This window comes from Streptomyces sp. NBC_01390, from assembly GCF_045040105.1.
GTDB lineage: Bacteria > Actinomycetota > Actinomycetes > Streptomycetales > Streptomycetaceae > Streptomyces.
Genome location: NZ_CP109551.1, coordinates 9,260,873 through 9,273,152 on the forward strand (window position 1 = coordinate 9,260,873; position 12,280 = coordinate 9,273,152).

11 protein-coding genes are annotated in these 12,280 nt (G+C 63.3%); 6 read left to right on the forward strand and 5 right to left on the reverse strand.

From position 1 onward, the window contains the following. Window positions 1–19 precede the first annotated feature (19 nt). The 3 genes from OG241_RS41555 to OG241_RS41565 all read left to right on the forward strand — a co-directional run bounded on the left by OG241_RS41555 (window position 20) and on the right by OG241_RS41565 (window position 1,340). A complete protein-coding gene (locus tag OG241_RS41555; protein WP_405823081.1) occupies window positions 20–406 on the forward strand; it encodes a DUF6415 family natural product biosynthesis protein in 387 nt (128 codons plus the stop codon). 217 nt (window positions 407–623) lie between these two features. Continuing rightward, window positions 624–1,001 (forward strand): hypothetical protein, encoded by a 378-nt coding sequence (locus OG241_RS41560; protein ID WP_405823083.1) that lies wholly within the window; start codon window positions 624–626, stop codon window positions 999–1,001. Between the two features lie 114 nt (window positions 1,002–1,115). Next, entirely contained in the window at window positions 1,116–1,340 is a 225-nt protein-coding gene (locus tag OG241_RS41565) for a hypothetical protein (RefSeq protein WP_405823085.1), read from the forward strand. 1,248 nt (window positions 1,341–2,588) lie between these two features. On the opposite strand, the gene OG241_RS41570 is transcribed toward OG241_RS41565, so the two are convergent. The 3 genes from OG241_RS41570 to OG241_RS41580 form a co-directional block, all read right to left on the reverse strand. Next, window positions 2,589–3,068 carry a helix-turn-helix domain-containing protein gene (locus tag OG241_RS41570; protein ID WP_405823087.1) on the reverse strand — a complete coding sequence of 160 codons (480 nt, stop codon included), beginning with the start codon at window positions 3,066–3,068 and terminating at the stop codon, window positions 2,589–2,591. Between the two features lie 459 nt (window positions 3,069–3,527). After that, the gene (locus OG241_RS41575) at window positions 3,528–3,947 is read right to left on the reverse strand and encodes a hypothetical protein (protein ID WP_405823089.1); all 420 of its coding nucleotides are present in this window, start codon (window positions 3,945–3,947) and stop codon (window positions 3,528–3,530) included. After that, window positions 3,944–4,204 carry a hypothetical protein gene (locus tag OG241_RS41580; protein WP_405823090.1) on the reverse strand — a complete coding sequence of 87 codons (261 nt, stop codon included), beginning with the start codon at window positions 4,202–4,204 and terminating at the stop codon, window positions 3,944–3,946. The genes OG241_RS41575 and OG241_RS41580 overlap by 4 nt, the downstream gene beginning before the upstream one ends. A gap of 1,090 nt (window positions 4,205–5,294) precedes the next feature. Here OG241_RS41580 and OG241_RS41585 point away from each other — a divergent pair. The 3 genes from OG241_RS41585 to OG241_RS41595 all read left to right on the forward strand — a co-directional run bounded on the left by OG241_RS41585 (window position 5,295) and on the right by OG241_RS41595 (window position 10,084). Next, complete coding sequence (locus tag OG241_RS41585; RefSeq protein WP_405823092.1) at window positions 5,295–5,891, forward strand: recombinase family protein; 597 nt, start codon at window positions 5,295–5,297, stop codon at window positions 5,889–5,891. 105 nt (window positions 5,892–5,996) lie between these two features. Continuing rightward, a complete protein-coding gene (locus OG241_RS41590; RefSeq protein ID WP_405823094.1) occupies window positions 5,997–7,514 on the forward strand; it encodes a 3' terminal RNA ribose 2'-O-methyltransferase Hen1 in 1,518 nt (505 codons plus the stop codon). Next, window positions 7,511–10,084 carry a polynucleotide kinase-phosphatase gene (locus OG241_RS41595; RefSeq protein WP_405823096.1) on the forward strand — a complete coding sequence of 858 codons (2,574 nt, stop codon included), beginning with the start codon at window positions 7,511–7,513 and terminating at the stop codon, window positions 10,082–10,084. The genes OG241_RS41590 and OG241_RS41595 overlap by 4 nt, the downstream gene beginning before the upstream one ends. Window positions 10,085–10,351: 267 nt before the next feature. Here OG241_RS41595 and OG241_RS41600 read toward each other — a convergent pair whose 3' ends face one another. Together OG241_RS41600 and OG241_RS41605 are read right to left on the reverse strand one after the other, a co-directional pair. After that, on the reverse strand, window positions 10,352–11,251 hold the full coding sequence (locus OG241_RS41600) for a hypothetical protein (protein ID WP_405823098.1): 900 nt from the start codon (window positions 11,249–11,251) through the stop codon (window positions 10,352–10,354). Beyond that, window positions 11,248–12,249, reverse strand: a complete 1,002-nt coding sequence (locus OG241_RS41605; protein WP_405826724.1) for an SPFH domain-containing protein — start codon at window positions 12,247–12,249, stop codon at window positions 11,248–11,250. The genes OG241_RS41600 and OG241_RS41605 overlap by 4 nt, the downstream gene beginning before the upstream one ends. Between the last annotated feature and the right edge of the window lie 31 nt (window positions 12,250–12,280).

Sequence of the window (12,280 nt, forward strand, 5' to 3'; positions counted from 1 at the left end):
ACTGCAAGGAGCCGACAGCGTGAACGCTATCGCGCAGGGTGCGCCCGAACACAAGCCCGAGCCGACCGTTCCCATCGATGTTCAGACGATGCGCGAGACGGCTGCACGGCTGCTCTCAGAGGATGCTGAACTTCCCTCCCTGGAAGAGCTGGAGACCCTGGCTCTCCTACTCCGGGGAATGATCATGGTGGCCATCCCCGATGTGGAGACAGCGGCCGGAAACCTCCCCGAGGACGACATTCCCCGCGCATGCGCTCTGGCGTGCATTGGAGAGGCCCGTATGCGGCTCAGGCTGGAACCTTCCAGTGGGACTCTTCCGGCAGGCGTAGCGCACGCTCAGCGGCTCGCACGGTCCGTCAGTGCCCTTGCCGACCACTACGTGAATCTCGGGGCGCAGCATGGATAGTCCCGTACGTGTGTGCCGGCACTGCCAAGAGGTGATCACAGATCCGGAAGACGCTGTGATCGTGGCGCATGAACTCGGTAACTCCGGTCCCGGATGGGATATCTATGCCCACCGTGAGCATGCCGTCCTAGTAGAGCTGATTGACCCGGATCTTCTCCGGATCATGACGCGTATCTGGGCTGCAAAGCTGAGTCAGTAGCGAGGAGCATAAGAGGTCATGAGGAGCAGCGAGAGAATACGTACCGGCTTGGCGGGAATGGCTCTGCTGTCTGCGGTTTCGGTAGCCGGATGTGGAGGTCAGGGAGACAAAAGCAGCGATGACGCTGAATCAGATGAGCCGGTAAAGGTCACCCGCTGCGCCGTCGGCAAGGACTTGGGTTCCTCTATGGATATTCAGGCAACCAACGAATTCGCGGACCCTACGGCGTACCTGATTCAGCTTTACTGGTTCGATGCCCAGGGCAGGCAGGCGCACGGAGTCAAGATGACTACAGATGGCATCGCTCCGGGGAAGACCATCACCTTCACTGTCCATGGTGTTCCCGGAGACACTGAGGGATGGACGTGTGACGTGAAGGTACTCGGGACGCAGTGAGATCTCCTCAATAGTGATCACTGGGCGACCAATGTGAAGCCTCTGGTTGCTACGGACATGATCTAGGCAGACCTGTCCTAACCAGAGGCTTCACGCATCCGGTAGCATACCGGCATGACAAAATGCTTGGAATGCAAGACTGAATTCAACGTCGAGGAAGCGCGAGACGAGTACAACTCTGAGTTTGGTGAAGGAATCAGTTATGACGAGTATGGCGAAGGACTCTGTGGCAGTTGTGCCGCATCGGAGACTCAATCAAACATGAACCACGGTAATGCAATCCTCATGATGAATGGCGATGTGGACTACGACGACGACCACGTTCAAAAGTATTTGTGAGTAAGTGCCCGCAGACAGGCGCTCGGTTCCTCTGTCGGAGCCGGGCGCTTCTCTGTGTCCGGAACCGGAATGACTCATGTCTGTTTGTCAGTGCCTCATGAAATGCTAGGAGCACGTTGTCAGAGAGGCAGCGTATACATGAGGAGGAAGCATCAACAGACCACTACGCAAGAGAGCAGACAAGTTGAAGGCAGGGGATTACCTGAGACTTCAAAACGGTAAGAAAGTGGAGATTCTGTCCATCGAGCCAGGGACGAACCAGTCAGGAATCAAGTGCCGAATCTTGACGCTTTACAAGGCAGAGAAGATGGCCGTCAAGAACAACACGTTCGTGACAATGCACTATCCAGAGAAGTAACTAGCAAAGGGAATGCCGGTATCTCCAAACTCGGAGGTATCGGCACTTCTATTCCGAGGGTAGACATAAGTAACTCATCTAAATCGAGATACCCACGGAACTACCCAGAAAACCAGGAGTCAAGGCTATTTAGCCATGGAATTGACAATTCAGTAGCCTTGAATTTCAAGAAATCCACAGTTCTTGTTGAATTGGGATTTACCTGACTATTTTAATTAGGGTAATTATAGCTATTGAGTATATTGAGATACTAAGTATCAGTATTCGATTTATCCATCATAATTGCCTAACCGACTACCCCACCCCCCTTCCCCCCCTCCCCGTGAACGGAGTTACCGTACCGGATCGGCATAGTAATTGTCCAGAGTCACCCATTCGGGGCGCCATCTGCGCCGTAAATCCCTGTGCGGCCGTCTGCGGCTCCATACAGGCTGCGACGGGCAGCTCGGCCAGCGAGGTAAAGGAGTCCGCCCAGCAGGGCGTGAGGGGCCTTGCTGGGCTATCCGTTCGGCTCTGCGAGCCACTACCATTCCGACCAAGATCAACTTTGTTGACTCCCATCATGTCATAGAGGGATTTAGAAGGAGCCGCGTTAGCGGTGACTTCGTCAGCCAGAGGGGGATTTCTGTTAGTCCTTTCTGATTCCTTGGCTACTTCACCAGAGATGCCCATTCCGCCGAAGGCGGCATTAGTATCAGCCAGGGGTTTTCCCTGGTCTACTGAATTATTGTCTCTCTCATTCCTTCCCTCCCTGGCTGCGCCAGGTAGGGAAATCGTTAGGTCTATATCGTTACTTCTATCTGGTTCTCTCTATATAGTTAGTAGCTCACTGGTGACCTACCCGATAGCTCACTGATGAACTACCCCCTAGCTCACCTATGAGCTACCCCCTAGCTCATAGGTGAGCTACCCCCCTTCTGAACTGGGGGAAGCTCTGGGAACTTCACGCGCTTCATTGATGGTACGTAGTTCCCCTCGATGACTGGGTTGTCGAATGCCTTGTAGTGCTCCATAGGCATTGCGCAGTAGTAGTAATTCGATGTCCCAATGCGGTTCTGTGCGGTCAACCATCGGTTACGAATCAATTCGTCAATGTATCTCTTGATCGAGGCCACGGACTTCCCCATGTCCTTTGCCAAGGTCGAATGAGATGGGAAGGCTAGTCGATTGGTCCCGGCATAGTCATTGATGATTTGCCACAGAATCTTCGCGTCACTGCTCAGTTCCGGGTCTCTGATCAGAGCTTTCGGTACGACGTTGAAGTGTCCACGTGCGTACTGCGGTAGCTCTCGGTCCAGTACCAAAGCGTGTTCCGATAGGTTCACCCCTGCCACTACAACACCCTTCTCTGAATCCTTGTTGTCTGTCATTCCTGGTATCCTTATTGGTAGGTTGATTTATAGGTGTTCTGGTCACTATTGGCGTGGTGGCCATCATTCCGAACTTTCTCTAGATCGCTCCACTACGAATCATGATTCGGCGCATCAGACGGTCCCTCTCTCCGGACGTATTTCCTTGCCTGAGGCCATCAGGAGAAAGCCCCCTTCCAAGAGATCTAATTCTCTCGGCTGGGGGCTTTCTTGTTCCTTAGTCAATCCGGATAGTTCTCGCACTCTTCTGCGTGAAGACGACTCCCTTAGGTCTCTTGTACGTGAAAGCCTGTGCCGGTTCGGTAGACAGCCCCGCATTCCTCAGTTCCTCCAGAGCCTCACTAAGTACTGTGTCATAGTCAGCTCCGGGAAACTCCCTCTCGAATGTCTCTCTTGGGTACCGCTCCCCGCTATCACGCAGTTCTGTGAAGAGAGCGATAACGGGAATGCTTATTTCGCTCATACATCCCCCAGGATGTGCAGATGATTGGTCTTTTCTCCCATAAAGCCCTGGGTGCTGGAAGTCAACTCGTGCTCAATTCCAGAAGCCTTGAGATGTGCGAGAGCGATACGGAACTCATCCGGTGTAGCGCCCGGTAGGGCCTCAGTGAAATCACGCTCTACGTCTCTCGTTACGGCCGGTCTGTTCTGTGCGTCGTACTTGCGGATCATGTCTACAAGCGCCGGCCCAGCATGCGTCATGATTGCCTGTGCCCTCTGCTGCTCCTGGTGAGCCGCAATCATTCTGCGCTGCTCGGCCTCCATAGCATCCTGCTTAGCCTTACGCTCAGCTTCCTTTACGGGGTCTAGCCGATCTGCCCAGTAGTTGTGGCTACGCTCTTGGGCTCCGAACGCGAATGGGTTCATAGGGTTGGTCATAGGTTCTCTCCTAGTGTGTAGCGGTGCGGCTTGTGACTGCGATTCACCACAAGCATTTCTCTATCTTCTAGTGCGGATACGGCTCCTCTAAGGTGTTTGCGATCCATGCCCCACCCCAAAGCCTCACAGAGTTCATCCTGAGTGAACCTCAGTTCCTTTTCCTCATCCTGTGCGTTCAAGTACAGCCAAAGCATGTTGGCTCGGGCATTCACCCTTGCTTCTCGTCTTAGCTCGATTACTTCTGTCTGCTCGTCCATCTCATCCTTCCTCTAAGCGATTAGTGCCCTCTCTAGCCACTCAGACAGCTCCCTAAGGCACTCTCTGACGTGGCCCGGGGTCATGTGTGTCTCGTGTGCCAGTACGCCGGTAGAAACCCATTCGTGGCGTTCCCGGCGCGCGCGGATTATGTGTAGCACCGTGAAGGCTTGTGGCGTCAGGTCTGCAATGCTCCGGCTCATACCAGCCAGCCATTGCGACGTAGCTCATCCTTGCACTCATCGAGTGAAATGTAAGGTACGCGCATTCTGGCCAGATAGTCCTCCCAAGCCTCTTCAGTGACAGGGAGCCCGATGTGCCAAGCACTCCAAACAACCTTCGCGTGAAGCGATAGATACTTGACCTGGTGAATGGGTACGGTCGGTACGGTCGTGCGAGGAATCTGAACCGTGTTGATAACGCTCATAGTTAATTGCTCCAGGGGGTCGATTGATGTTTGCCTCTCCGTCGACCTCACCCTCCTAATGTCTATTCTCGCATGTATGCATTCAACGTTGGTGAGAGCCAGACGACCCCCGAGCAGCCAAAAGCCCTGGAAATCACAATCAGTAATTTCCAGGGCTATATCGGTTGCTCTGCGTAAAGAGCAGTTACTCGGCCTGTCCGCTATCCGGTTAGTTAGTGATGAAAATCACAGCCTATGGGCTGTTCTTTGATGCGCCCTCAATGCTAAGCACTGGCGCTACTCGTCCGGCTAGGGCCCCTTGGGCGAAGTTGCCCGAGCGTGATGCGTCGCAGAGCGCCATCCCTCGCCGCTGGAGCCCCTGCCACATGTCATCTGCCTGTCCGGCGTTCTCTGTGGCCGTCTGCGCCATTGCGTCGACCGCGCCTAGGTCCACGGGGTTCATGCCCACGTCTCTCTCCTTTGTTCTGTCATGTCTGCCTGCCTCCCCCTCTATTGTCTCAAGGTTTGTAGCAAGAGTGTTGTTCATCAAACGATCCTTAGATGAACCGGCGCTACCGCCAGTCAGGTTGGCCCTACCGATACCTGGATCTGTTCATCTACTCGTTCATCTATCTGATACTGTTCATCTTGTTGGTAGGTGTGTTTGATGAACGCGAGGGGGAGTCATGGCACTTGTTGGATTGGTTCGGGTATCGACGGACAAGCAGGAGACGGCACGGCAGCACGACGCACTCGCTGAGGCAGGGGCGGTGAAGATCTTTGAGGAGAAGATCTCTGGGAAGCTCAGCGTCTCGGAGCGCCCCGGACTTGTCTCGGCACTGGAGTACATGAGGGAAGGGGACATGCTGTGCGTCCAGGAAGTTGACCGACTCGGCCGGAACCTCCTTGAGGGTCTGCTGATGCTGACTGAGCTGTTCGAAAAGGGCTACGCGGTCAAGGTGCTGGACGGCATCGCCAAGGGTGACCACACAGAGCGCTCCCTGATTCTCGACCTTGCTTTCGCTCTGGCAGAGGACAGGCGTCGGGACATCGTGAAGAAGACCAAGAACGGTCTTGAGGCTGCGAAGAAGCGTGGCCGTGTCGGCGGACGGCGTGCGGTCATGTCTGAGGCTCTGACTGCTCAGGCTGTAGCGCTCAGGGACAAGGGATTCACCATCCGGCAGATTCAGCCGCACCTCACGTACAAGACGGCGGACGGTCGGAGTCGCAACCCGTCCGTGGGTGCCATCTCACAGGCTCTCCAGGCGCACGATGGCGAGTAGATTTCTCTGAGCCCCTAGAGGACCCTCGCCGACATGGCGGGGGTCCTCTGTCGTACTCCGGTAATCCAGTACCGCTACGGGCCCGTACGCACGGATACTCGACTCGTGTTCCTGACGATCTCCACCAACGGCAATGAGCAGAACCCAGCTACTGACCTGGGGTTCTTGCTCCACAAGCACCCTGACAACCCCTTCTCAACTAATCTGTCCTACGGCACCGCGCACGTCCTCTACGCCGAGGCGTCCGACGAGCGCTGCACTGCCGCGCTGCTGCTGGAGGTCGACGCGGTCGCACTGGTCCGGCGCGGCAAGGGCAAGGGGCGCGGTGGCGCACCCGACGCGGCCCTCGCGCAGTACGTCAACGACCGTCCGTACGCGGCCTCTTCGCTGCTCGCGGTCGCGCTCAGCGCGGTGTTCAGCAGCGCCATGAAGGGCCAGTGCCGGGCGAAGCCCGAACTCCCGGGCGAGGTACGTCCGTTGAGTATCGAGGTGCCCGCGCTCCCGGCTCGGGGCGGCGCGGACCTCGTACGGAACCTCTTCGAGCCGCTCGGCTGGACGGTGACGGCCGAACCGGTCGCGCTGGACACGGAGTTCCCGGAGTGGGGCGACTCCCGGTACGTGCGGCTGCACCTGGAGTCGGACACGCTGACCCTTGCCGAGGCGCTGCGGCACCTGTACGTCCTGCTGCCGGTCCTCGACGACGCCAAGCACTACTGGGTGGCACCCGACGAGGTCGACAAACTGCTGCGGGCCGGCGAGGGCTGGCTGCCCGCGCACCCGCAGCAGAAGCTGATCACCAGCCGCTATCTGTCCCGGCGTTGGTCGCTGACCCGGCAGGCGATGGAGCGACTGGAGCTGGTCCGGCTGGCCGAGACCGACGACAGCGAGGTCGAGGAGATCGACAACGCCGTCGAGGACGAGACGGAGGCTGAGCCGGAGGAGAAGCCGACGTCGCTCGGCGCTCAGCGCCGGGACGCGATCATCACGGCGCTGAAGGCGTCCGGGGCCACCCGGGTGCTTGATCTCGGTTGTGGTCAGGGCCAGTTGGTGCAGGCGCTGCTCAAGGATCCGGCGTTCACCGACATCGTCGGGGTGGACGTGTCGATGCGCGCGCTCACCATCGCCTCGCGGCGGCTGAAGCTGGACCGGATGGGGGAGCGGCAGGCGTCGCGCGTCAAGCTGCTCCAGGGTTCGCTCGCCTACACCGACAAGCGGCTCAAGGGGTACGACGCCGCCGTACTGTGCGAGGTCGTCGAGCACCTCGACCTGCCGCGGCTGCCGGCCCTGGAGTACGCCGTGTTCGGCGCCGCCCGCCCGCGCACGGTCGTCGTGACGACGCCGAACGTCGAGTACAACGTCCGCTGGGAGTCCCTCCCGGCCGGCCACAGTCGGCACGGCGACCACCGTTTCGAGTGGACGCGGGAGGAGTTCCGCTCCTGGGCCCGGAAGGTGGCCGAACGGCACGGGTACGAGGCGGAGTTCGTGCCTGTCGGGCCGGACGACCCGGAGGTCGGCCCGCCGACCCAGATGGCCGTGTTCACGATGAGGAACGAGACCGGTGACGATGCGGCGGCCACGTCCGCGAGTGAGAAGAGCGGGAAGAAGGAGGCGAAGGCAGCATGAACAGCGTTGAGAACGTCGCGAGTGTCGAGAACAAGGGGCGCGTGTTGCCCGTCACCGATCTCTCCCTGGTGGTCCTGATCGGGGCGTCCGGCTCGGGCAAGTCCACCTTTGCCCGGCGGCACTTCAAGCCGACCGAGATCATCTCCTCGGACTTCTGCCGAGGTCTGGTCGCCGACGACGAGAACGACCAGAGTGCCAGCGCGGACGCCTTCGACGTCCTGCACTACATCGCGGGCAAGCGACTCGCGGCGGGCCGCCGTACGGTCGTCGACGCGACCAACGTCCAGGAGAGCAGCCGCAAGCAGCTGATCGAGCTGGCCCGGCGGTACGACGTCCTGCCCATCGCCGTCGTCCTCGACGTGCCCGACGACGTGTGCGCCGAACGCAACGCCTCCCGCACCGACCGGGCCGACATGCCGCGCCGGGTCATCCACCGTCACATCCGCGAGCTGCGCCGCTCCCTGCGCCACCTGGAGCGCGAGGGGTTCCGCAAGGTCCACGTCCTGCGCGGTGTGGAAGAGATCGAGAGCGCCGAGGTCCGCACCGAGAAGCGCTTCAACGACCTGACGCACCTCACCGGCCCGTTCGACATCATCGGCGACATCCACGGCTGCGCGTCCGAACTGGAGTCCCTGCTCGGCGCGTTGGGCTACGAGGACGGGGTGCACCCGGGCGGCCGTACCGCGGTCTTCGTCGGTGACCTCGTCGACCGCGGCCCGGACAGCCCGGGCGTGCTGCGCCGTGTGATGTCCATGGTCGGCTCGGGCAACGCGCTGTGCGTGCCCGGCAACCACGAGAACAAGTACGGCCGTCACCTCAAGGGCCGCAAGGTCCAGCACACCCACGGGCTCGCCGAGACCATCGAGCAGATGGCTGGAGAGAGTGACGAATTCCGGTCGCAGGTAAGGGAGTTCATCGACGGTCTGGTCAGCCACTACGTCCTGGACGGCGGACGGCTGGTGGTCTGCCACGCCGGGCTGCCCGAGAAGTACCACGGCCGTACGTCGGGCCGGGTGCGCTCGCACGCCCTGTACGGCGAGACGACCGGTGAGACCGACGAGTTCGGCCTGCCGGTGCGCTACCCCTGGGCGGAGGACTACCGGGGTCGGGCGGCAGTTGTCTACGGTCACACGCCGGTTCCGGAGGCCAGCTGGCTGAACAACACCATCTGCCTCGACACCGGTGCCGTCTTCGGCGGCAAGCTGACCGCGCTGCGCTGGCCGGAGCGGGAACTGGTCGACGTACCGGCGGAGCAGGTCTGGTACGAGCCGGTCAGGCCGCTGCGGTCGGAGGCGCCGGGCGGGCACGACGGCCGGCCGCTGGACCTGGCGGACGTCCACGGCCGCCGGGTGGTGGAGACGCGCCACGCGGGCCGGATCACCGTCCGGGAGGAGAACGCGGCGGCGGCCCTGGAGGTCATGAGCCGCTTCGCGGTGGACCCGCGTCTGCTGCCGTACCTGCCGCCGACGATGGCTCCGACGGCGACTTCCCACGTGGAAGGCTACTTGGAGCACCCGGCGGAGGCGTTCGAGCAGTACCGGGCGGACGGGGTCGAGCGGGTCGTGTGCGAGGAGAAGCACATGGGTTCGCGGGCCGTGGCGCTGGTGTGCCGCGACGCCGAGGTGGCTCGGAAGCGGTTCGGTGTGGACGGTGGTGACGACGGGCCGGCCGGGGCGCTGTACACCCGTACCGGGCGGCCGTTCGTCGACGACCCGAAGATGACCGAGGAGATCCTCGGCCGGGTACGCGCGGCGGCGGACGCGGCCGGTCTGTGGGAGGAGCTGGGCACCGACTGGCTGCTGCTGGACGCCGAGTTGATGCCGTGGTCGCTCAAGGCGTCCGGGCTGCTGCGGTCGCAGTACGCCGCGGTCGGTGCCGCCTCCGGGGCGGTGTTCCCGCAGGCGCTGGCCGCGCTGGAGGGTGCGGCGGCGCGGGGCATCGATGTGGGGGACCTGCTCGCGCGCCAGCGTGAACGGGCTGCGGACGCCTCGGCGTTCACGGCGGCCTACCGGCGTTACTGCTGGCCGACGGAGGGGCTGGACGGGGTCCGGCTGGCGCCCTTCCAGGTCCTGGCGACCGAGGGGCGCAGCCTGGCGGGTCTTCCTCACGACGATCAACTCGCCCTGCTGGACCGGCTGGTGGAGCACGACGCCACGGGTCTGCTGCAGACGACGCGCCGACTGTACGTCGACACGGCCGACGCGGAGTCGGTACGGGCGGGCGTCGACTGGTGGCTGGAGATGACCGGACGGGGCGGTGAGGGCATGGTCGTCAAGCCGCTGGGCGGTGTGGTGCGCGACGGGAAGGGGCGGCTGGTGCAGCCTGGCATCAAGTGCCGGGGGCGGGAGTATCTGCGGATCATCTACGGGCCGGAGTACACGCGGCCGGAGAACCTCGCTCGGCTGCGGGGGCGGTTCCTGAACCACAAGCGGTCGCTTGCGATCAGGGAGTACGCGTTGGGGTTGGAGGGGTTGGATCGGCTGGCGGAGGGGGAGCCGTTGTGGCGGGTGCATGAGGCGGTGTTCGGGGTGTTGGCGCTGGAGTCCGAGCCGGTGGATCCTCGGCTGTAGGGGGTTTCGCCCCCGCCGCCCCTACCCGTCCCATCCTGTACCTGGGGGCTGCGCCCCCAGACCCCCGCTCCGGCCCTGAACGGGCCTTGTCCTCAAGCGCCGGACGGGCTGGGGGTGCGGGCCGGGGGTGGAGGGGTGCGGCCTGGGGTTGGAGGGGTGCGGGCCGGAGTTGGAGGGGTGCGGCCTGGGCTGGACAGATGCGGTGAACGGGTGGGCTGGGTGGGAAACACGGCCTGGGCTGGAGCAACCTCGTTCGTCGCACCCCCCTCAGCCCACCAGGCGCAGTCGCTCCCCGCACACCCCCACCCGTACCGTCTGCCCCCACGTCAGCTGCACCGCGTCCCCCTCCATCCCGTCCCCGAACGCCACCAGCCGCTCCGACTCCACCGTGAGCCGGAGCCCCGACCCCATCGCCAGTTCGCCGGCAACCAACGACGTCCCCGTGACCGGCGAAGGCCATGCCTCCCTCACGAACCACAGCAGGCGGTCATCGGTGGGGCGGGGGAGGGGCAAGGTCGCGCCCCGCTCCTGCCACACCGACCGCAGCCAGCCACTCGCCCCCGTTCCCGTGCCCACCAGCACCCCGGACGAGGCCTGGGCCTCGACGGCACCCCTGTCGTCGTCGAGGCCCAGGCGGTACCGGACCGTCTGGTGGCCGGGTGCCCCCAGGTAGATCTCGTTGAGGGCGACCAGCCGCTGTGTGTCGTCGGCGACCGCCTCGACCATGGTGAGTTCGTCGACGCCCGTGTCCCGTGCGAGTACGGCGGGCAGCAGACCCGCCATGTCCGCCGGCCGGTGTCGCACCAGCACCCCGGGATTGCGGCCCGGGTCGGTGTCGACGCCCAGCACCGGTTGTCCCGCGAGGTACTTGGCGACGTTCGCCACCAGCCCGTCCTGCCCGACCACGACGACCACGTCCTCGGGAGCGAAGAGGAAGCGGTCCAAGTCGGCCCGTTCGACCCGGGTCTGACGCCAGGTCAGCGGAATCGCGGCCGTCACCTCGGCCATGGAGCGGCGGGCCCGGTGGTGGCGTTCGGCGATCTCCTCGATGTCCCGTCCCCGGGAGCGCAGAAAGAAGGCGGCCTGGCCATGGGTGCCGTGCCGGGCCACCAACTCCTCGTACTCCGTGGTGCGATGGACCAGAACGGCCCGTGGAGCGAGGCTCACTGCTGTGCTCCTCCCAGCCTGGCGAGCAGGCCGGTCAGTACGTCCGGTGACACCGTCAGGCTGTCGATCCGGGGCAGGTTCTCGGCGAGCCGGGTGCCCGTCAGGGCGTGCAGCATCGTCACATCCGCGTCGGCGTGGGCGTGCGGCCACGCGACCTGGGCCTGGGCCCGGGCCTCGCCCACCCCGCGCACGCTCTCGGCCTCCGCCTCCGCGAGGCGTACCACCCGCGCCGCCTCCGCCTCGGCCCGTACGGCGTCGGCCGCCGCGTACTCCTCGGCCTCCCGGCGGGCGTTCGTACCGCGCTGGTCGACCAACTGCTCTTCTCTTCGGGCGAGTTCGATCTGGCTGGCCAGTTCGTTCTCGGCGATGGCCCGCTCGCGTTCGACGGCCACCGCACGGCGTTCGTAGGTCGCCCGGTCGGCCTCCTGCTGGATCTGTTCGCGGGCGGGTGTCCGCAACGCCCGCTCCACCTCGGGCTCCGGCCGCAGTGCCACCACCCGTACGGCCACGACCTCGATGCCCGTGGCCGGCAGCCGCGGCTCGGCGGCCAGCCCCGCCGCGACCCGTTCCCGCACCGACGCCACCCCGTCGACCAGCGCGGACGACAGTGCCGTACGGGCCAGGACGTCCAGGGCGTGCTGCTGGGCCGTCTCCGTCAGCAGCGTCGCCAGTTGCTCCAGGGGCGCGCTTCGCCAGACGCCGGTGTCCGGGTCGACGGAGAAGTCGAGGCGGGTGGCTGCCAGGGCGGGGTCGCTGATCCGGTAGGTGACGGCTCCCTGGACCGCCACGTCCTGGAAGTCGGACGTACGGGCGTGGAAGGTCATCGCCAACTCACGGTCGTCGACCGGGACTTCGGAGAGGGTGGCGGTCAGGGCGCGGAACCAGAAACTGAGTCCGGGACCGTCGTGCGTCAGTCGGCCGGAGCGGTGATGGCGGATGTGGGCGGTGGGAGTGCCGCGCAGATGGCGCCAGCCGAGGCGCCGGGTGATGTCGGCCATGTGTCTGTCGTCCATCCCTCGTCCAGTACGG

What these genes read in the sequence shown, in the direction of transcription:
- OG241_RS41560 (WP_405823083.1), top strand. Translation starts at nt 624, where the DNA reads ATGAGGAGCAGCGAGAGAATACGTACCGGCTTGGCGGGAATGGCTCTG.
- OG241_RS41565 (WP_405823085.1), top strand. Translation starts at nt 1,116, where the DNA reads ATGACAAAATGCTTGGAATGCAAGACTGAATTCAACGTCGAGGAAGCG.
- OG241_RS41570 (WP_405823087.1), bottom strand. Translation starts at nt 3,068, where the DNA reads ATGACAGACAACAAGGATTCAGAGAAGGGTGTTGTAGTGGCAGGGGTG.
- OG241_RS41575 (WP_405823089.1), bottom strand. Translation starts at nt 3,947, where the DNA reads ATGACCAACCCTATGAACCCATTCGCGTTCGGAGCCCAAGAGCGTAGC.
- OG241_RS41580 (WP_405823090.1), bottom strand. Translation starts at nt 4,204, where the DNA reads ATGGACGAGCAGACAGAAGTAATCGAGCTAAGACGAGAAGCAAGGGTG.
- OG241_RS41585 (WP_405823092.1), top strand. Translation starts at nt 5,295, where the DNA reads ATGGCACTTGTTGGATTGGTTCGGGTATCGACGGACAAGCAGGAGACG.
- OG241_RS41595 (WP_405823096.1), top strand. Translation starts at nt 7,511, where the DNA reads ATGAACAGCGTTGAGAACGTCGCGAGTGTCGAGAACAAGGGGCGCGTG.
- OG241_RS41605 (WP_405826724.1), bottom strand. Translation starts at nt 12,249, where the DNA reads ATGGCCGACATCACCCGGCGCCTCGGCTGGCGCCATCTGCGCGGCACT.